Origin of the sequence: Hymenobacter terricola (genome assembly GCF_017921975.2) — a bacterium.
GTDB classification, from domain to species: domain Bacteria; phylum Bacteroidota; class Bacteroidia; order Cytophagales; family Hymenobacteraceae; genus Hymenobacter; species Hymenobacter terricola.
In genome coordinates this window covers 206,842-228,063 of sequence record NZ_JAGEMO020000018.1, presented here as the reverse complement: position 1 = coordinate 228,063, position 21,222 = coordinate 206,842, and the positions used below count along the sequence as shown (strand labels likewise).

Genomic DNA, 21,222 nt, shown 5'->3' with positions numbered 1-21,222 from the left:
AGAGCTGAATTGATACTGCATAATTGGGTTTATTGAGCAGGTTTGTTTTTTTCGTGCTTTTTGTAATAGCAATGCCATTGGAATCACAAATCAAAAAAACTCAAATTCAGTGTTTTACGGGATTTATTATGATACAGCAGTGGTCCTCCTATTACAAAAAGCACGAAACAGCGAATAGGTACCAGAGTTGAAGCCTCCGAAGAGGGGGAGTATTACAAAAAGCACGAATATTAGAGCAACTGACCAAACAGTTAGCTTCCCCTGCCACTTCAGCTTTCGTGCTTCTCGTAATATCACAAGTAGCCAACGATTTCTAAGTCAAGGAGTACTCGACACTGCATGGTTTAAGGTATAAGAATGTATAAAAATCATTCATGTAATATCTGAATCCTTAAGGGGCTTCAGTGTCAAAAGGGAGCTTTAGTATCCAGCGGGAGAGGGTATAAAAAGGCACTAGCCAGAGGTCGTCGTTGTGCTTTTTAGTACCGCCCAGCGACAGCCGGTGGCCGTTATCGGGTGGATAAGTGACCGGTTTGGAGATGTTCCTATTGCTCTGCTAGACTTTACGTTATGAAGTCCTTTCCAACGCCCGTAAAATGTCGTATTGCTCCCCCGCCTTACTGCCGAAAGGCACGGCTCAGCTTTTCTCGCAGCGCCTCGACTTGTTTCAGGGCCGAGCGAACGGGGCGCCAAGCGCGGTCTCGGAGAGGAGGGCCACGGGGGACGCGACAAAGTGGGCCGCCGGTACTGGCGGAGGCCTACGACCGCCTCGGGAACGGGCACCTCCTTGCCCCATTCCTAGTCCAGAAAATCAGCGCGCAGCACCAGTTGGAAGCTGGGCAACCCGTAGCGATTGAGTCCTGGTTTCTGCCGCCGCGTGAGCAAGCCCAACGCTGCGAAGTCGTCCAAGTGCCGCTGCAGCGTGCACGCGTCACAGCCGCGTCAGAAGCGGTATGCCCAATCGCACGGCTGGGAGCGATTTAGGCGCTTGCTGGCCGAGCAGTTTTAGGCATCAATGGCCCTTCACTTGGTCGAATTTGGGCGCAAATCGGCAAAGCAACGTAGCTTGGCTAGCATTAGCTATACGACAGCTTCTTTCGACATTTTACCCCTACTTCACTACCTTGGTTCTTCGCAGAACAGCCCATGCGCCGCCACCACCAGCAATTAGACGAAACCAATCGACTCGAAGCCTTCAGCGATGGGGTATTTGCCATTGCAATAACCATTCTTGTGCTGGAATTTAGAGTGCCCGAATCGGAGCCCGGGCATCTGCTTGACGCGTTGGTACGGCTGTGACCGCCGTTGGTAGCCTATTCGTTTTCCTTCGCTTACATAGGCATTATCCGGCTCAATCACCTTGCGCTTTTTCATCAACTGCGCTCCGTGAGCTTGGGGTTGCAGGGCTGGAACTTGGGCATTTTGGCAACTACCATACTACTGACCTTTCCGACGGGCGTACTGGCGCAGGCTTTTCGGGAAGGAAACGCGACTGATGAGGGGGTTGCCGTGGCCTTCTACGCGCTGATTGCCTGCCTGATGTAGGCTGCTTGGCTGCCCATGTTCTCGTGCGTTCGCGACCATCCAGCATTGCTGAAAGAGCCTGCGCAAGCCGACTTTTTTCACGGCCAGCGGGCGCACCCCCGCGTGGGAATGGCGTGCTATGGCGCAGCGGCAGCGGTGGAATATTTTGTTCCTTTCATTGGGATAATCATCCTGCTGCTGCTGATTGTGTACCACGCAGCTCCTAGCTGTATAGTCCCAGCGTGAGGAGGGTCGGGTCACGGGTAAAGATAGCCGGGTTCTTTTGCCACTGGATACTGTTGGCGAATTGGTTTTAAGCCATTGCTGGCGGAATCAACCGCTCGAAGGCGGCCCGACGGGTCTGGGCTAACGGCACGTCGTTTAACCAGTTAACGATACGCGACAGGTTCATCGCCGCAGCAATAAAGACGTGCTGTAAATGGGTTTTGGCCAGGCCCACGTAGCGCGAACGGCGCAGGCCAAAGCCGCGCACCCCTTGCGAGAGCGTGCCTTCAATGCCCGCTCGCTGATTATAAAGTAGGGGCCAGTCCGCCCGGCTGTCGCGCGCTCGGGCGGCTTGCAAAGCGTGATACGGGGCATCGGCGCGCAACTTAATGGCTCGGCGTTTCATTCGTGTACACTGCGCCCGCACGGGACAGGGCCCGCAGTGCTTGCGCGAAAACTTGATAAACACGCGGGGCTGGCCTTTTTCCAGCGTCTTAATCCAGGATTGCGACGGATGCCCCTGGGGACAAGTAGCTCGCTGCGCGTCCCAATCCACGTGGAAATCCGCCGCCGCATATCCTTGCCCCGCTAAAGCCTGCCATTTTTGGTCTTTCCGAGCGGGCCCGACTAACTCCACCTGATGAAGTTGCTGACTCTGGACGAGCAGTTCGGCACTCACGTACGCGGTGTCGACCAACTGCTGGGACGGCCGTAACGACTGGTCCGCCAATCCCTGCTGAATCTGCGGCAAGGTAATCGAGTCTGCCTCCGTGCTGACGGTCGTGGCTACCTGCGTAATCAAATGCGGGTGGTCGGCTTCGCAGGTTTCGCTCAAATGGACTTTATAGCCCACCCACGTCGTGGTGCGTTTGCGACTAAAACGAGCTTCTATATCGTAGGGAGAGCTAATGAGCTGCGCGGAAGGAGGCAATTCGTCCTGATTTTCCACGCGCCAGTTGAGTTGGCCGTCCACCAGCCGAAACTGTTGGAGCCAGACCCGGCGCAGGACATCAATGGCTGGCAACTGCCACAGCCAGGCGGCCTGTGCATCCTGTTCGATTCGCTCCAGCAGCCACCAGCCGTCCTGACCGACTTGTTGCGCATAAGCCAATCGCTCTGGTTTGGTGTGCGGCAGGCGATACTCCTCGGCTCGGGGACCGTACCGGGCGGCCCACTCCGGTTGCAGCTGGCTGGCCAACCAGTCGGGCAAGAGCGTGGCCAAGCGATTGAGCGTGAAGCGCAGGGTTTCCCCCACGCACTCCAGGCGGTTCATATCCCGCACACGCGCCAACACATGGGTCGAGTCCGTTCGCTGTTTACCCCCGGCTTTCAGCCACTGCTGGTCCTGGCAACACGTCAGCAGGTGTGTGAGCAGACGCTCCTCGGCCTTGGCGGCCACTAACCGCTGGCGAAACTCCGACAGGATGCTAAAGTCAAACCCGGGGTCGGTCAGCTCCAAGCCCAGCAGATACTTCCAGTCAATGCGACTGCGCACGGCATCGGCCGCTTGGCGGTCGGAGAGATTTTCCGCAAATTGCAGCAGCGTCACCAGCGCCAACTGCCAGGGCGCCTGGGCCGCTTGCCCGCGTGGTGGAAACAGGTCGGCAAAGAGGGTGTCGTCATACAGGGTGCCCAGCGTATCGCGCAGTTGCATATAGCGATTGCCGTGCGGAAAAGCTGCCTGTGCTACCTGGCGCGTTTGGGGCGGAACAGGCGTGCTGGGTTGGAGGTGCAGGCTCATGAGCAGAGGCGGTTAAGATGCCTCCGAAAATAGCCTTTTTTACCCCAGAACCAATTCGCCAACAGTATCCAGTGGCAAAAGAACCCGGCTATCTTTACCCGTGACCCGACCCTCCTCACGCTGGGACTATACAGCTAGGAGGGAATAGTTATTTTGATTGAAAATACTGCCCATGGGTGGTATTTTTTATTAGGCGTGGATTTTGCGGGGCGTACAAACCTAAGCTGTGCTGTTCATTGCCTGACTCCTGCGCAGGGCGTTAGCTTAGGCTTACTATTGGCCTCGAATCTTCTTTTTTTGCAGACCATTCAATACCCTCGCAAACCCATCTCTCAACATCCTCCGGGGCGTCGTTTGCCGTGGCTGTTGTTGCTGGCCGCGGCGCTGTGTTTTGTGGGCGGCTACCTGGCCAGCCGTTATGCTCAGACGCCGGGCGTGGTGCAGCGCACCGACGTGATGCGCCTGCAGCAGCTCGTGCGCGATGCGGAAGCCACGGCGCGCCGCGAGGCTGATTCCGTAGCCGAGCAACTGCCGCGCGGCTACTACAGCTTCCAGAAGCTGATGGCTCAGACCACCTATCCCACGTACGTGCTGGAAAACGGCGCGCTGCGCTACTGGTCTGATGCGACCCTGCGGCCCGAAAACGAAACCTCCAGCCTCAGCCCCGAGCGACTGATAGAAACGCCGGTGGGGGATTTCCTGCTGCTGCGCCGGATGGCCGGGCGGTATCTGATTCTGACCTATCTGCCGCTCGAACGGCACTATGGCATCAGCAACCGGTACTTGCGGGAGGGAGGTGAGCAAGGCCTGTTTCGGGGCATGGAGCTGCAGGTGGTGGCCGATAGCTCGGCGCACGGTCCGGCGCGTTTCGAAGCGGCCGATGGGCACTACCTGTTTTCGATTAAGCGGCTGCAACCCAACCCGCTAACGGGGCAATACGTGCCGCTGGCGCTGCTGGCGCTGGGGAGTTTGCTGTATGCGGCGGGGTGGCTGCTGCTGGCCTGGCGGTGGTGGCGGGCCGGGCGGGCGGGCGCGGCGGTGGCGGCGCTGGTGCTGCCGCTGGCGGCGTTGCGGGCGGTGCTGCTGCATCTGGGACTGCCGTATTCATTCATCGAGCTGCCGCTGTTTGACCCGCGCGTGTACGCGGCTTCGTGGTGGGCGCCTTCATTGGGCGATTTGCTGCTGGATGCCCTGCTGGCTTTGCTGGTCGCGACGGGCGCCGCGGCGCTGTGGCAGCATTGGAGCGTGCTGGCCTGGGTGCGGGCCCCGCGCACGCCGGGCGGGCAGGTAGTGGCGGCGGCCGGGGTGGGCGCCGCTTTCTGCGGCTGGACGGCCCTGCTGTTTGCGTATTATGTCACCGTTTTTGGCAGCTCACAGCTGAGCCTGGACGTGACCCACAACCTGCAGATAACGGGCTTCTGGGTACTGCTGGCCCTGGTGGCATTGCTGCACACGGCGGCGTGGCTGGTGGGCTTTTTCGGGCTGACGCAGCTGGCCGGGGCCTTGCTTCAGCACGTGCCGCGGCGGATGCTGCTGCTGGGCCCGGCGCTGGCTGCGCTGCCGGTACTGGGCACGGGCCTGGGGCTGGGCGAGCCGTGGCTGCTGCTGCTGGCGGTGTTGCTGCTGTATGCGGCCCTGGTACGGGCCGTGAACCTGCGCGCCGAGCCTACCACGGGCGGCTACCAGGCCGCGATGCTGGTGGTGCTGCTACTGGCGCTGACTTCGGCCACCGGGGCGCTGGCGCTCTACGCGCATTTCGAAAAGCAGCTGCTGGTGGACAAGCAGCGCCTGGCCGGCAACCTGCTTATCGACAATGACCTGCAGGGCGAGTATCTCCTGGGTGAGCGCATGCACGACATCGCCGCCGACCCCTTTGTCCGGCGGGCGCTGTCGGCGGCCTTTGGGCGGCCCGAGGTGGTGCGGGAGCGCATTGCCCGGCAATATCTGGGCGATTATTTCGATAAATACGAGAGCAATATCACCCTCTATGATGCCTCGGGGGCGGCCGTGGGGGCCGCGCCGGGTACCCCCAGCCTAAGCGCGGCCCGCGCGGCCACCGCGCGCATTGCCACGCCCACCGACCAGGCTGGCGTGTACCTGGTGCAGTCCGACAACCCGTTTGGCTCGCGGCGCTACGTGGCCCACATCACCGTGCCCGGCCAGCGGGTGAACGGCATTGGCCTGCCTTTGGGGGCGGTGCGCGTGGAATTGACGCTCAAAAAGCTGACTTCCTACAGCGTCTTGCCGGAGCTGCTGGTCGACCAGAAATTCTTTCAGCCGGGCCTGGCTACCGAGCTCAGCTACGCGGGCTACAACCACGGCCGACTGGTGTACAGCGAGGGCGATTTTGATTATGCCAACCGCCTGCCTGCTTCCCTACTGGCCGAACCGCGTCTGTATGTGGGCGGCCTGAACCGCCGGGGCTACCACCATCTGGGCGTGCGCGGCTCGATGAACCGGACCGTGGTGGTGACCACGGCCACGTACTCGCCGAGCGACTGGCTGGCCAATTTTTCGTTTCAGTTTTTGCTGTCGTCGCTGGTCTGGTTGCTGGCGGGCGGGGTGGTGCTGCTGGTGCGCGGCCGGGCCGCGCACCAGCTACGGCTCAATTTCAGTACCCGCATTCAGCTGTTGCTGAACGTGGGCATTGTGGTGCCGCTGCTGGTGGTGAGCGTGGCCACGGCCAGCCAGCTCATTGCCTCGTATCAGCGCGATTTGTCCCGCACCTACGAGCGGCGCGGCCAGCTGGCCCTCGAAAGCCTGCGCCGCCAGCGGCACCTGTTGTCCGACAGCACGGCGCGGCCCACGCTGGTTGTCCTGGCCAAGAACGTGGCCGCCCTCACAGAAACCGACCTCAACCTCTACGACGCCCACGGGGAATTGCTGGCCAGCAGCCAGCCCATCATCTTCGATACGGGCCTGCTGGGGCCCTTGCTGAGCCCACAGGCCGTGGTGGCGCTGCGCGAACACAACCGGCCGCGCGCCTTGCTCACCGAGCGCGCGGGGTCCTTGTCGTTCAACGCTTTGTACTTGCCCGTGCGGGCGGGGGCCGACGAAGTCGTGGCGACCGATTTGGCGGGCCACGCGCTGGGGCACGGCAAAGCCGACGGCCCCCCGAAGAAAGCGCCCACCTACGCGGTGCACTCCGTATTTGACGATGATGACGGGTCGTCGGCCGACGAAACGGCCATGCCGACCGGGCCCATTCTGGGCTACGTGGGCATTCCCTTCTTCGACTCCGAGAAAGAGCTGAATACCAAGCTGACGGAGCTATTTACCACCATTCTCAACATCTTCACGCTGATGTTTTTGCTGTTTCTGGGGCTGGCTTTTGTGGCGGCCCGGCAGCTTACCGCCCCCCTGAAGCTCATCACCGAGAAGCTGACCCAAACCACGCTCACCGGGGAGAATGAGCTGCTGGACTACCGCAGCTCCGACGACGAAATCGGCCTGCTGGTGCGCGAATACAACACGATGCTCACCAAGCTGGAAGCCAGCAAGCGCGAGTTGGCCGCCCAGGAAAAGGAAGCCGCCTGGCGCGAAATGGCCCGGCAGGTAGCCCACGAAATCAAGAACCCGCTCACGCCCATGAAGCTGAGCCTGCAGTTCCTGCAGAAAGCCATTGCCGAGCGTCGGCCCAACGCGGAGGAGCTTATCAGCCGGATTTCCCAAACGCTCATCACCCAAATTGACGTGCTGAGCGACATTGCCACCAGTTTCAGCACCTTCACCAACCTGCCCACCATGCGCCCCGAGCGCCTCGACGTGGCCGCGATATTGCGCCGCTGCACCGCCCTGCACCAGCCCGATGCGGAGGACGGCGCCCTGGAGCTGCACCTGCCGCCCGACGCCGAAACCGGCCGCTACCTGGTGTATGCCGATGAAAACCTGCTGGTGCGCACCTTCAACAACCTGCTGATAAATGCCCGGCAGGCCGTGCCCGAAGGCCGCGAGCCGCACATCGACGTGTCGCTGGCCACGGCGGGCGCGGGCAGTGTGCGCGTGGCCATCCGCGACAACGGCGCGGGCATTTCCGAGGAGGTACGGGAAAAGGTATTCGTGCCCAATTTCACCACCAAAGCCAGCGGCTCGGGCATTGGGCTGGCGGTGGCCAAGCGCGGGATTGAGAGCGCCGGCGGCAAAATCTGGTTTGAAACGGCAGTGGGGGAGGGCACGGACTTTTTCATCGAGCTGCCGCTGGCGGGATAATGCCGGATAACACCGGCCCGGATGCCAGCGCAACGGCACGAAACCGCCCGCTTCCGTCGTTACCCGCCAAACCCGACCTTTACCGCATGATTCGCCGCTTACGCCTGTGCTTCCCCTTGGTGGGCCTGCTCGTTGCGGCGCTGTTTTTCACCAGCGGGAGTGCTTTTGCACAGGGGCAACCTAGGAAAACAGGCGAGGCCCTACCGGGTACGACCCCGCCGCCCAGTACCCGGCGCTGCCGCTGGGTGCGCCTGGCCCTGGGGCGCGATACGACCAGCTTTGCCCTGGCCGATACGCTGACCGTGGTGCCCTCGTCGGTTATTGCCAATGGGCACGGGCTGGACTACGACGGGCGCACCGACCGCTACCGCTACGTGCGGCCCGCCCCGCGCGACAGCAGCGGCGCGGGCCGGCCCGACTCGGTGCTGGTGTGCTACCGGGTGCTGCCGCTGCGCCTCACGGCCGCCCGGTTTCGCCGGCCGCGCAGCCTGATGGACAGCATCGGCTTTCGGCGGCCGGTGATGGGGTACGAGGATTTTTCGGTGAAAGAGCAGATTCTGAACACGCCGGGCATCAGCAAAACCGGGAATCTGTCGCGCGGGCTCAGCTTTGGCAACACCCAGAACGTGTTTGTGAACTCGGCCCTGAACCTGCAGCTGGAGGGCCAGCTGGCTGAGAACATTCACCTCACGGCCGCTATTTCGGACCAGAACGTGCCGTTTCAGCCCGAGGGCAATACCCAGCAGCTGCAGCAGTTCGACAAAATCTACATCACCCTGGCCAACCCCAACTGGAACCTGACGGCCGGCGACGTGGTGCTGCGCAACAAGCCCGACTACTTCCTGCGCTACTACAAAAACATCCAGGGCGCGGCGGCCGAGGCCAATTTCGGCCCGCCCATCGTGGGGCTGGCCGGCTCGGGCGTGTCGCAGGGCGTGTCGAACGCGGTGTTTCTGAACGGCGTGGCCGGGCAGGTGGTGAATGGCTCGCTGCCGGCCACGCTCAACCCGCCGGCCATCAGCCAGCCCCAGCTCACGGACCCCAACCGGCAGGTGCCCGGCACCGGCGCGCCCCTGCCGCTGGGCGACCGGGCGCCCCTGACCGGGGCCGTGGCCAGCAGCGCGGGCGTGCGCAAGGGCGTGGCGTGGCGCTCGTCCACGGCCATCGCGGGCGGGGTGGCCAAGGGCAAGTTTGCCAGCACCGACGTGGCGCCCATCGAAAACGTGCAGGGGCCGTACCGCCTCAACGGGCCAAACGGTGAGCAGTACATCATCGTGCTGGCCAACTCGGAGAAGGTGTACCTCGACGGCCGCCTGCAAACCCGGGGCTTCGACGCGGACTATGTCATCGACTACAACCTGGCCGAAGTCACGTTCACGCCGCGCCACCTGATTACCCGCAACTCGCGGATTAAGATTGACTTCGAATATTCGGACCTCAACTATTCGCGCTCACTAGTGGCCGCCAGCCACTACCAGCAGATTGGCCGCCTGAGCGTGCATGGCAACCTGTATCAGGAAGCCGATAACCCCGACAACGCCCCCAACCTCAACCTGAACGACACCCTGCGGGCGCAGCTGCGGCGGGCCGGCAACGTGGCCGTGGCCTCCTTTGCCGGCGGCGATTCGACGGCTTACGACCACCGCATCGTGCAGTACCACCGCGACTTGCGGGTGCCCGCCGGGGGCACGCAGCGGGTGCCGGTGTTCACCTACGTGGGCAGCACCACGCCCGTCGATTCGCTGCGGGGCTCCTACACGGTGCGCTTTACGGACGTGGGCCAGGGTAACGGCGACTACGGGCTGAGCACCGACCCCCGGTTCCAGAGCGCCAACGGCCGGGTGTACGAATACCTGGGGCCGCACCTGGGCCGCTACCAGCCGGTGCGCCTCATCCCCACGCCGCTGCTGAAGCAGATGGTGGCCGGTGGCATTAGCTACCAGGTAGATAGCAGCACGACGGTGTTTGTGGACGCGGCTCACTCGCGCCTCGACCGCAACCGGTTTTCGTCGGAAAGCGACCAGGACGGGGCCTTTCACGTGGGCTATTCGATGCAGAACCGCCGCTTGCCCGCCGCGCTGGCCGCCGGCTTGCTGCGGGGCTACCGGCTGCGCTCCACCCTCGACTACGAGTACACGGGCAAGCATTTCTCGCCGATTGACCGCTACCGCGACATCGAATTCGACCGCAACTGGAGCAACACCAGCCCGGTGCAGGCCACCGGCACCACGCCGGTGGCCCGCGAAGACAACATCCTCAATTTCAGCGTGGGGGCGGCGAAGGACATTAACAACAGCGTCAATTACCGCCTGAGCCGGCGCTACCGGCCCGGCGAAGTGAACGGCCTGCAGCACTGGCTGGATGCGGCTCAGAAGTTTGGCAACCTGGAGCTGCGCGGGTCGTTGTTCGTGCTGAATTCCGATGCCGGCCGGTTCCATTCCGACTGGGCGCGGGGCGAGGCCACGGGCCGGTACGTGGGCGGCCGCATCGTGCCCGGCTACACCTACCGTTTCGATAAAAACCGCGTCAGCTCGACCACCACCGACACCATTCGCTCGGCCAACTACTTCGACGAGCACGACGTGTTCATCCAGAGCCGCGACTCGGCCCGCACCCAGTTTCGCCTCGACTACAGCTACCGCCGCGACCAAACCCCCAACGCCGAGCAAAACGCGCTCCGGCTGCGCGGCACCGCCCAAACCTGGCAGGGCACCCTGGCTTCGCGCCTCGGCAAAACCCAGGATATCCGGGTGTTGGCCACCTACCGCGACCTGGATTCGCTGGGCCTGGCGCGCAACCGCACCGTGCTGGGGCAGGTGTTTTACAACGCCAGCCTGCTGCAAAACCAAATCCGCTCCGAGCTGAGCTACAGCGTGGCCACCGGCCGTGAGCTGAAGCGCGACTACTCTTTTCTGGCTGTGCCCGCCGGCCAGGGCACCCACTACTACATCGACACCAACGGCGACGGCCGACAGCAGAAAGACGAGTTTTTTGAGGCCCAAACGCCTGATGCGCAGTACCGAACCTACATCAAAGTATACCTGCCCACGGCCGACTACATCACCGCGTTTACCAACCGGCTCAGCTACCGTCTCACCACGGCGGCCCCGCGCGGCTGGCGCGAAGCCGGCGGCTGGCGCGGCATAGCCTCCCGCTTCGCCACGCTGAGCAGCGTCACCGTTGACCGCCGCACCACCAACCCTTCGCTGCTCTCGCGCCTCGTGCCGTTCAGCCTCGACAAAGACGATAACCAAGTGCTGGCCTTTAATCAATTGGTGCGAAATACGGTGTATTTTAACCGCTCCAACCCCATCTTTGGGGGCGAGCTTACCGTGCAGCAAACCCAACAGAAAACCCTACTCGACCAAGGCTTCGACCGCCGCAACCTGAGCACGCAGAGCGTGCTGCTGCGCCGCACGCTGGCCACCTCGTTCACGGGCCGCCTCACCGGCACCCGCGACATCCGCGAGGCCAGCAGCACCTACCTCCTCACCCGCAACTACCGCCTGCTGATTTACACCGTGCAGCCCGAAATCAGCTACCAGCCCACGCCTTCGCTGCGCCTCACCGGCACCTATATGCACACCCAGAAGCAGAATACGCTCGACGTGGCCAACGCGGAATTACACCCCGGCATCTTCGATGACCTGGGCCTCGAAACCCGCCTCAGCCAGGTGAGCAAGCGCACCGTGACGGCCGCCACCCACTTCACCCGCGTCAAGTTCGACGTCGACCCAACGGCCCTTAATTCCGTGGTGGCCATTGAAATCCTCAACGCCCTGCGCCCCGGCAGCAACTTCACCTGGAACCTGAACGTGGAGCAGCGCCTCAGCAACGGCCTGAACATCACCCTGGCCTACGACGGCCGCAAAGCCAGCGGCCAGAACACCGTGCACACCGGCCGCATGCAGGTAGCGGTGCTGTTTTAGGTTGTTCGGTATTAGTTGTCAGTCGTTAGTAAGTTCATAATCGTATGACTGACAACCAACAACGAGCAACTGACAACCCGTTTACTGTTGGACAACTACTTAGAGGAGCTTAGCGGACTCTGGAATATTGCAGCTTAGCCGCCCGCGCCGCCAGGCCGGCCGTCAGCTCGCGCTGCTTGAACGAGAGCGGCAGTGCCGCGCCCGATTGGAAGGCCCGCACGGTGATTTCGGCGCAGGCCCGCGCATCGGAAAGGGCGTCGTGGTGGTTGAGCGGGATGTTGAAATACTCCGCGACGTGGTTGAGCCGGTGGCGCTCCAGATGCGGCCAGCATACCTTGGCCAGCTTCACCGAGCACAGGCAGTGGAAGGCGGGAACGGGCAGGCCGAAATCGCGGAGCGTGTGTTCGAGCACGCTCACGTCGAAGGCCGAATTGTGGGCCACCACCAGCTGGCGGTGCAGGTAGGGCAGGAGCTGCGGCCAGGCATCGGCCAGGGAAGGGGCGCCGTGCAAATCGGCTTCCGCGATGCCGTGCACCTGCTGGTTGCGCCAGTCCATGCGCAGGTGGCGGGGCCGCAAAAGCGTCTGAAACGAGTCGACCAGCTGCCCCCCGCGCACCCGCACCACGCCCACGGCGCAGGCGCTGTCGCGGCGCTCGTTGGCCGTCTCAAAGTCGATGGCCGTGAAGTTGAGGTTGGCGAGGGCGTGGGTAATTTCTGCTTCCATATTGGCAAGTTAACCAGGGCTGTGGGAAAAAGACGCCGGGCCGCAGCTTGGGTGGCCCTACACTTATGGCTTGGCAGCGGGCTCGGCAAGGGGCAAGCGGCAGGCATCCGGCACTTTAAAGTACCGCGCCACTATCCAGTTATGGACGCTGCTGCACCCCGCCACAAGGTCAACATCAAACTCAACGCCGGGGTCGAATCGCTGGAGTGGAATGAGCACGTGGCCGTAGCGCAGGTGCAGGGCGGGCAAGCCCGCCGCCGCCTTGCCCGCCCGGTGCGCGGCCCGCAAGCGGGCGTATCGGTCCTGCATCTGGGCGTCGAACGGGGCGGCGCTGGTGCACAACTCCCACCAGGCCCGGGGCACGTGCCCGGCTGCCAGGAGTCCCGCAATCAGCAGTCCAAAAGCCAGCCCGGAGCGCCGAAAGCGGGGTTCCCAAGCGGCCAGGGCCGGCAAATTCCGGGCCGCGGCCCACGCCAGGCCGGCGGTTGAAATCAGCATAACCAGCAGGATTTCATTTTGCCCGCGCGGCAACGGCGGCCCCACAATCAGGTAGCGAAACAGCACAAAACCGGCCCCGTTCAACACGCCGAAGGCCAGGAGGATTGCCCGCCAGCAGCTTGGCATCGGGAGCGGCTGCGCGTGGGGCCGCTGCTGAAAACCCAGCCACAGGCCTGCCCCGCCGGCCACCACCAGCGTGAGCAGCACCATGGGCTGGCCCAGAAACAGCACGGCCGAATAGGCACTGCGCGGCCCCAGCACCAGCCAGCGGTAGGCATAAAGCCGGTCGTAGGGCGCCATGGCGCCGGCCCGCAGCCAGTTGCCGGGGGCCAGCACATCGAGGGCTCCGGCTGTTGCGCCCACCGCTACCCACAGCCACCATTTGGGGCGGCTGGCACGAGGCAGGGCGTAACCCAAAAGGGCCAGCACTGGCACGCCCTGCACCAGCGTCAGCTCGCAGCCGGACATGGCCAGCACCAGTGGGCCACACGCCAGCCAGGCCCACCGCCAGGGCCGGGACTCCTGGCCCCAGCCAACCCGCACCGCCAGGGCGCAAAAAGCCAGCAGGGCCAGCAGCGGCACCAAGTAGCCCACCGCGCCGCTAAACCAATAAAAGAAGGAAAACGGCGAAGCAGTCGCATTACAAAACAGCGCCAGCAATATCCCCGACGCCCAGAATGCCGTGCTCCGTGAGCACGCGGCCCGTGCGGCTGAGTGCACCAATGACCGAATGAAAAACGCCATGCCGGCCCACAGCGCCACAAAAAACACGGCCGCCACTACCTTCACGCCGCCCAGCCAGCCATAAGTGACGGGATTCAGCACGGTGAGCATAAACGAGGACGTGAAGCGCCCGGTCCAGGTCAGGTACAGCCAGCTTTGCACGGCCCACAGGCCGTGCTCCCGCGTCGAGTTGGCATAGCGGAAATCATCCAGAAACGGCTGGTTGAACATCGTTAGCAGCAGGAACGGCGCCAGGGCCAGCAGCAGGCCCAGCCGCAGAGTTGCAAGGTGCAGCTTCGGGATATTTACCAAAATTCAGGAGCTGAGTTTACGGTCTGGCGCTTGTGCTTTAGCTGCCCAGCAGCTTGCGGCCCGCCTTGAGTACGGCCAGCTCGGCCTGGCCGGCGGGGGCCTGGGCGGCGTCCAGCGTGGCGCGGGCGGCGGCCAGCCACGCGGGAGAGGCCGCCTGGCCGGTTTGCAGCTGCGTGAGGCGCTCCAGCAGCACCCTGGCCACGGCCGTGAGCTGGGTGGAAAGCGGGCCATATTCGCGCAGGGCAGAGTTGCTGAGGAGCAGGGGCTGCAACAGCACATCGTTGGCTTCCCAGCGCAGGAGCTGTGCCCGCAGGGCCGACACCTGCCGCACCGCCGCCGGCACGTGAAGCGGGGCGAGCGCCCCGGCGGCCACCACGCTATCCACCAGCGTGCCGAAGCGCCGGGCCGTTTCCGACTCGGCCGGGGCGGCGTCTACCAGGCGGTTCAGGGTTGTTTGGGTGGTATAGCTGTAGCCCTGGAAGTGGCGCTTATACTCTTTCACTGGTTCAATAACTTCGGCCAGCGTGCGCAAGGGGGCCACGTTATTGGGGCCGGCCATTTGCTTGAGCAGCAGCTCGGGGGTGCGCTGGTGGCGCAGGCCCAGCGTGGCCAGCTCGGTAGAAACGGCGGCCAGCCGGCGGTACATATCGGCCACGTTTTGGGAGGTGGCCTGGGGCGACCACAGCCGCTCGGCCACGGCGGCGGCGCGGGGCCAGATGCGCGAATCCACCATCGCGGAATCGGCAAATTCTGTCCACATGGCCGCCTCGCCGCCCAGCACCAGCTTCTGCTCGGCAGGGGTGAGGGGTGTATCGGCTGGCAGCGGGTCGGCGGCGTAGGCACTGGCGGCGGAGTAGTTCAAATCCAGGTAATAGCCGTTGGACAGCAGCACCGGATGGCCGAGCTTGGCGGCGTCGTTCAACCCTTTTTTGCCCCGCCAGCTCTGGATAACGGCTTCCTTGGGCAAATCGGGGCCGAGGATTTCGTCCCAGCCAATCATGGTTTTGCCGCGTTTTTGCAGCATAGCCAGCACCCGGCGGTTGAAATAGGTTTGCAGCTGGTGCTTATCCACGGTTTTGCCGTCGGCCTTCACCATGCCGTGCGCCCGCATGTAGGCCACGATGCGCGGGGTGCGCCGCCAGTTGCGCCCGTCGTTCTCGTCGCCCCCAACGTGGAAATACGGGTCCGGAAACAGCGCCGTCATCTCCGTAAACAGCGAATCGAGGAAGGTGTAAGTGGTTTCGCGGGTGGGGTCGATGGCCACGTTGGTGGTGCGCCAGAGCCGGTAGGGCGCGTAGGTCGAGTCGTTGGAAGCCAGGCGTGGGTAGGCCACAATCCAGCTGGTGGTGTGGCTGGGCACGTCGAACTCGGGCACCACCCGAATGCCCCGCGCCGCCGCGTAGGCCAGCACTTCGCGCACCTCATCCTGGGTGTAAAACAAGCCGTCGGTGCTGCCTGCCTGCTGCAAACGCGGAAACACTTTGCTCTCGATGCGGAAGCCCTGGTCGTCGGTCAGGTGCCAGTGCAGCACGTTCAGCTTCACCGCCGCCATGCCGTCGAGGTTGCGCTTGATGACGGCCACCGGCAGGAAATGCCGCGCCGCATCGAGCGACAGCCCGCGCCAGGCAAAGCGCGGCTGGTCCTGAATGTCGACTTCGGGCAGGTAGCTGTGGTGGCCGTCCCGCACGGGCAGCTGTTCCAGGGTTGCCAGGCCGCGCAGAATGCCCAGACTGGTGGGAGCGTCCAGCAAAACGCCCATGGGCGTGACGCGGAGGCTGTATTTTTCCGAATCAAAGCTGGTCGGGTTACCTGTGCGGCCGTAGCGAATCTGAAGCGGCACGGTTGCCGTGCCGGGCAGGTTGCGGCCATCGCGGCGCAACCGCACCAGCGTGCGCCCAAGGGCCGCCGTCACGGCCGAATCGGTGGGGCCGCTGAGCTGCGGCTTCAGGGCGTCCTTCCAGCCGAGCTGGCCCTGGCCCCAGTGCATTTCGGCGGGCAGGGGCATGAGGTTTTGGGCCGTTGCGGTGCTGGTGAGCAGGAGCAGGACCAGTTTCACGCAGAGTTTGGCAGGGTTTAGCGCAGGGTGTCGCAGTGCGCTTACCCCAGAACGCCACTGCGAAACCCTGCGGTTTAGCACCGCGAAACCCTGCGTGAAATACCTCATATCATTCCCCTGGCCTTAAATTCCAGGTACTTGTTAATGGTGTTTACCGTCAAATCCTTCGGTGCGGTGAGCAGCGAATAGATGCCGTAGCGCTGCAATTCCAGCACAATTTGCCGCTTTTCCTGGGCAAATTTCTCGGCAATGGTTTGGTTGTACACGTCTTCGGTGGTGGTGGCCGGCGCGTCCAGGTATTCCCGCAGCTCGGTATTTTCGAAAAATATGACCAGCAGCAAATGGTCTTTGGCCAGGCGGCGCAGGTAGGGCAGCTGCCGCTGCATGCCGTGCAGCGTCTCGAAATTGGTGAACAGAATCAGCAGGCTGCGCTGCTTGATGCGGGCCCGCACCGTGGCGTAGAGCAGCTCAAAATCGGTTTCAAGGTACTTGGTTTTCTGGCGGTAGAGGATTTCCAGCAGCTTCAGGAGGTGGCCGGGGCGGCGGTCGGCGGCCAGCGTAGCGCCCGGCCGATTAGAGAAGGTGAGCAGGCCGGCTTTGTCGTGCTTGAGCAGGGCAATGTTGCTGACCACCAGCGTAGCGTTGATGGCGTAGTCGAGCAGGCTGAGGCCGTCGAAAGGCATGCGCATCACCCGGCCTTTATCGATGAGGCAGTACACTTGCTGGGCCCGCTCGTCCTGAAAGTGGTTGACCACCAGCGCGTCGTCGGTACCCGTGCCGGCTCGGCGGGCCGTGGCTTTCCAGTTGATGCTGCGCGGGTCGTCGCCCGCCACGTAAGGCCGGATTTGCTCGAATTCCTGGCTGTGGCCCACCCGCCGGATGCGTTTCACGCCCACTTCCGTGAGGCGGTTGTGGATGGCCAGCAGCTCGTACTGCCGCATTTGGAGGAACGACGGGTACACGGGCACCACCTTGTTCTGGTCGTAGCGAAACCGCCGGCGCACCAGCCCCAGCGGCGACGCCGCGTAGATGTTCACCGCTCCAAACTCATACTCGCCGCGCTTCACGGGCCGCAGCTGGTAGTTGATAATCTGGGTTTCGCCCGGCTTGATGCTGGCCCGAAACAGCACGTCGCGCCGCTGAAACTGGTGCGGAATCTCATCAATCGTTTCGGTCTGAATGGGGAAGCGGTAGTGGTTTTCGATGTAGAGCTGAATGTCGTTCTCCGAGCCGTTGGCCAGCTTTTCGCCCATCACGCGCCGGCCAAATACGGGCGCGGTCTGGCCCTTGGTGGGCGCGTAGAGCAGCAGCGCATCGAGCAGCACCAGCATCACTATAAGGCCCAGCGCAATTTGCATCGGTCCCAGCAGCCACGGCAGAAAAAAGGCCACCACGAAGCCAGCGGCCAATAAAGCCACCGCCTGGAAAAAGCGCGGTGTGAGGAAGAAGTTTGTCATAAAAAGTGGCTGCAGCACAGATGCTTAAGTAGCAGAATTGCTGCCGCCCCAGATTGAATAGCCTCCGCCATGACAGGCAATGATGCTATGTTATTCTTCATGGCCTATTGAGTTAGCAGAGTGAAAAATTATGGTCGGGTGTATTGATTTTACTGCTGCACGGGAGATGCTTCGGCTGCGCTCAGCATGACGTTCCAGCAAACTACATCTACCGTGGCACTTCCACGCTCTGGATAATCTGTTTCACTACCTCGTCCGGGGTGCCGCCTTCCATCTCGCGCTCCGGGGTGAGCATGATGCGGTGCCGCAGCACGCTGGGCGCGAGGAACTGCACGTCCTCGGGCGTTACGAAGTCGCGGCCGCGCAGAGCGGCCAGGGCTTTGGCACCGTTCAGCAGGGCCAATGAGGCGCGGGGCGAAGCGCCCAGGTACAAGGATTTGTGCGCCCGCGTCTGGCCCACCAGCTTGGCGATGTATTCCAGAATATTGGCCTCCACGCGCTGCTGGCGCACTTGCTGGCGCAGCGAGGCCAGGTCGGGGGCGCTGAGAATGGGCTGCACAGCTTCGAGATTGGTGCTGCCGAAACCGGCGTGGTGGCCGGTCAGAATCTGCACTTCCTCGGCCAACGTTGGGTAGCCCACGTGCAGCTTGAACAGGAAGCGGTCAAGCTGGGCTTCGGGCAGGCGGTAGGTGCCTTCCTGCTCGATGGGGTTTTGGGTGGCCAGTACCAAAAAGGGCTCGGGCATGGCGTAGGTGGTGCCGTCCTGGGTCACGGTGCGCTCCTCCATCACCTCAAACAGCGCCGATTGCGTCTTGGCGGGGGCTCGGTTGATTTCGTCAATCAGCACCACGCTGGCGAAAATGGGGCCGGGCCGAAACTCAAAATCCGCCTTGTTCTGCCGGAACACCGACGTGCCCAGCACGTCGCTCGGCATCAAATCGGGCGTGAACTGGATGCGGCTGAACGGGACTTCCAGCGTGCGGGACAGCAGCTTGGCCATGAGGGTTTTGGCCACGCCGGGCACGCCTTCCAGCAATACGTGGCCATCGGCCAGCACGGCGGTGAGCAGCAGCTCCAGCAAGTCGGTTTGGCCGACGATGATTTTGCCGATTTCGGCCCGGATGGCATCGGTTTGGGCCGTGAGCCGGGCAAAATCGGTGCGCGGGGCGAAGGCTGCTTCCGGGGCCGCCGGTTTGCTAGGGGTTTCCGGTGGGCTGGCCGGAGCCGCGGGATTCAGGGCATCCAGCGCGGGCACGTTGCCCGAAAGGCCGGCCGGATCAGCACCGAAAGTAGTATCGAGGTTATTGTTTTCCATTACATTTGGCGGCACGTAATACCGCTGGTCGAAGCGAAGCAAAAACAGTAATTTACTGCAGGTAATAATCTGGTTGAAAGGCTGGTAAGTTGAAGGTAACGGGATAGTGCAATTCGCTGAAATTGCCGTTTCCCGGCACAGTGCAAAACGGTTTTAACGGCTGGCTTCCCGCCTGAAATCACTCAGCGCCTTGCTCAGTTGCAGCAGGTCGCGGTCGGTCATCTGGGGCGCGGTGCGGGCAAAGTTTACGAGGCGAAGTAGCTCGTCAACCCGTGGCCGGGCCAGACCCGACTTCTGGCTGAGCCGCTCGCGGAAGTCGGAATCGCCAAAATCCGGGTTGGTTTCCTGGAAGCGGGTGCGCAGGTAATCCATAAATAAACCGACTTTTTTCTCGGCAATGAGCGCGTGGCTGCTGCCCTGGCGGTACAGGCTGGCCACGGTGCGCGTGAACAGCAGCGTGGTGTTGGGCAGCGCCTTGAGCGTGGGAATAATGCGCTGGCGGCGGCGCGCCTCCACAAACACGAAGAGCAGCCCGCCAACAACGAGCAGATAAAACGCGGTATTGAGGGCTTCGTGGCCGCTCACGATGCGCAGCAGCGACTGGTCGCCGCGCCGGCCCTGCTTCTGGTATTCGTCCCACCAGGTGCGGCGGGCGGGCAGGTAGGAGAGGGCCGTGGCGGCAAACTGGCTGGTGGCCGGCCGCAGCACGTACTGGTTGGTGAAAGTAATGGGCACTGAGCACAAATACACGTGCCCCCGGCCGTAGTTGAGGCGCACCAGCACGGGCCGCCCCTGGGCATCAGCGGCCAGAGCGCGGCCCACCCGGCCCGAATCAACCACGAACCGGACGTTGGCATCGGCACCCGGCAGGCGGTAGCGCGGCCCGGCCAGGGCCGGATTGGTGAAGCGCACCGTCACCGAATCGACCACGGGCAGGCGTTGCGGGCCGGCGTGGGTGGGCACATTAATGGTGCGGGTCCGCACGCCCAGCGTGTCGAGAAAAGCGGAAGCGGAATCGCCAAAATCCTCGGCCACGATGAACACGTCGTTGCCATTGCCGATGAAGCGCAGCAGGGCGTGGGTGTCGGTGTTGCCGGCCTGAAAACGGGTGTTGACGAACAAATAGTTGGCCCGTGCCGCCAACAGGTGTTCCTCTGACCAATTGTGGTTCTGGCCGTCCTCGTCCTCTTCTTCTTCCTGAGCGACACTGCCGGTAGCCGGGACGCGAGCTTCGGCAGTGTCGCGGCCGGGAGTTGTATCGGCGGTTTCCTCGGTTGAATCAGCATCAGAAGTTGCCGAATCCGCCGCCGTTGAGTCCGAAGCCGTGGCCGTAGCCGTTGCGGTGTCGGGCGGGCTGGTCACGGTGTGGGTTTGCGCCTCCGTCATGGCATCGCTCAGCTCCAGCGAAACGCCGGTGAGCTGGTTGTAGATGGGCAGGCGGGTCATCTCCACCGAATCGGTGCCGAGCAGGTGCGGCAGCTGGTCGTAGAGCACGTAGGTGCCATAGGGAATTTTGTCCTTGTTGACGAACGTGGGCCGCCAGTCCAGGGGCTTGGGCCGGTAGTATTCCAGCGCCACGTAGGCCCCGAACAGGGCCAGCAAACCCACTAAATACCAGCGAAGAGTAGTCATAAAGGCAGAAAGATAAATCAGGCGGCGCGGCGGGCAACGTTGGCCCCCGCCACCTGGCGCTGGAAAGCGCGGTGCCCGGCCCGCACCCGCTCATACAGCGGCCCGGACAGCGCCAGCTCGCCGTACCACACAAACTCAAACTGCCGCGTGATTTCGCGGAAATCGTTCCGTAATGGCCCGTTTAAGGGCAATTCGGCCAGGTAGGCGTGGTTGGTTTTGTCGGGTTGCCAGAGGATGAGGCCCCGGTCGGAAAGGGCTTTGAGCAGCTGCAAATAGCCCAGGCGCACGGCCAGTCGCAGGTTGCCGGCTGCCTCGGCTTCGGCCAGGCGCGTGGCGAAGTCTACTTCGTGAATGTTCTCAGCGGCGGTATCGTAGGCCAGTCCCACGCGCCGGGGCGTGCGGCCCAGCATGGCCGTGATGTCCAGCTGCAACAGCTTGAGCACCACGAACACGCCCACCACCAAAAACAGCGCATAGAACACCCAGCGCCAGAAATGACTGTAGCTGCGACTGTTCAGCCACTCGGCAATGGCCCGCCACAGCCGCGCCTTGAAGGCGTCCCAGGCGCTTTGCTCGGGGCGGGCCACCGGCTCTTCGTACTGAAAGGCGCGCTGGCCGCGCAGCTCCCGCAGGCGGGCCGCGTCGGGGTGGCGCAGCGTGGGGGCGGGGCCGAGGTCGGGCGGCAGGGTGCGGGTGGTGGGCGGTTTCTCCGCCGGTGGCGCCGCGTGGGCTGCGCCCGCGCCCAGGGCCGCCAGCACCATCAACACCCGAAACCAACAGGAAAAGAAAGCCAAAGCCGTGGTGGATAATTTAATGAGGAATGAAGCGCTGCGTTTAGTGAGGAACGAGGAATGAAGAATGATACCAAAGCTGTTTA

At 63.0% G+C, this 21,222-nt stretch carries 10 protein-coding genes and 1 pseudogene; 3 read left to right on the top strand and 8 right to left on the bottom strand.

Translation table 11 applies throughout. From position 1 onward, the window contains the following. Window positions 1–1,146 precede the first annotated feature (1,146 nt). Window positions 1,147–1,545, top strand: a pseudogene (locus J4G38_RS15110) (TMEM175 family protein). 292 nt (window positions 1,546–1,837) lie between these two features. On the opposite strand, the gene J4G38_RS15105 reads toward J4G38_RS15110, so the two are convergent. Further along, window positions 1,838–3,490, bottom strand: coding sequence for an IS1182 family transposase (locus J4G38_RS15105; RefSeq protein WP_210522228.1), 1,653 nt, complete (start codon window positions 3,488–3,490; stop codon window positions 1,838–1,840). Between the two features lie 354 nt (window positions 3,491–3,844). On the opposite strand from J4G38_RS15105, the gene J4G38_RS15100 reads away from it, so the two are divergent. Both J4G38_RS15100 and J4G38_RS15095 read left to right on the top strand, forming a co-directional pair. Continuing rightward, window positions 3,845–7,699, top strand: coding sequence for a sensor histidine kinase (locus J4G38_RS15100; RefSeq protein WP_226163441.1), 3,855 nt, complete (start codon window positions 3,845–3,847; stop codon window positions 7,697–7,699). Between the two features lie 86 nt (window positions 7,700–7,785). Beyond that, on the top strand, window positions 7,786–11,628 hold the full coding sequence (locus J4G38_RS15095) for a hypothetical protein (protein WP_210518742.1): 3,843 nt from the start codon (window positions 7,786–7,788) through the stop codon (window positions 11,626–11,628). 109 nt (window positions 11,629–11,737) lie between these two features. Here J4G38_RS15095 and J4G38_RS15090 read toward each other — a convergent pair whose 3' ends face one another. From J4G38_RS15090 to J4G38_RS15060, 7 genes are all read right to left on the bottom strand, one after another. Continuing rightward, complete coding sequence (locus J4G38_RS15090) at window positions 11,738–12,352, bottom strand: 3'-5' exonuclease (protein WP_210518740.1); 615 nt, start codon at window positions 12,350–12,352, stop codon at window positions 11,738–11,740. A 63-nt stretch (window positions 12,353–12,415) separates the two neighbouring features. After that, window positions 12,416–13,885, bottom strand: coding sequence for a hypothetical protein (locus tag J4G38_RS15085; RefSeq protein ID WP_210518739.1), 1,470 nt, complete (start codon window positions 13,883–13,885; stop codon window positions 12,416–12,418). A gap of 37 nt (window positions 13,886–13,922) precedes the next feature. Continuing rightward, the gene (locus J4G38_RS15080; RefSeq protein WP_210518738.1) at window positions 13,923–15,941 is read right to left on the bottom strand and encodes a beta-N-acetylhexosaminidase; all 2,019 of its coding nucleotides are present in this window, start codon (window positions 15,939–15,941) and stop codon (window positions 13,923–13,925) included. Between the two features lie 104 nt (window positions 15,942–16,045). Next, the gene (locus J4G38_RS15075) at window positions 16,046–17,398 is read right to left on the bottom strand and encodes a DUF58 domain-containing protein (protein WP_210518737.1); all 1,353 of its coding nucleotides are present in this window, start codon (window positions 17,396–17,398) and stop codon (window positions 16,046–16,048) included. 208 nt (window positions 17,399–17,606) lie between these two features. After that, window positions 17,607–18,713 carry an AAA family ATPase gene (locus tag J4G38_RS15070; protein WP_226163440.1) on the bottom strand — a complete coding sequence of 369 codons (1,107 nt, stop codon included), beginning with the start codon at window positions 18,711–18,713 and terminating at the stop codon, window positions 17,607–17,609. Between the two features lie 153 nt (window positions 18,714–18,866). After that, window positions 18,867–20,345, bottom strand: coding sequence for a DUF4350 domain-containing protein (locus tag J4G38_RS15065; protein WP_210518736.1), 1,479 nt, complete (start codon window positions 20,343–20,345; stop codon window positions 18,867–18,869). A gap of 17 nt (window positions 20,346–20,362) precedes the next feature. Beyond that, window positions 20,363–21,139: a DUF4129 domain-containing protein gene (locus J4G38_RS15060; RefSeq protein ID WP_210518735.1), complete on the bottom strand. Its 777-nt coding sequence runs from the start codon at window positions 21,137–21,139 to the stop codon at window positions 20,363–20,365. Window positions 21,140–21,222 lie beyond the last annotated feature (83 nt).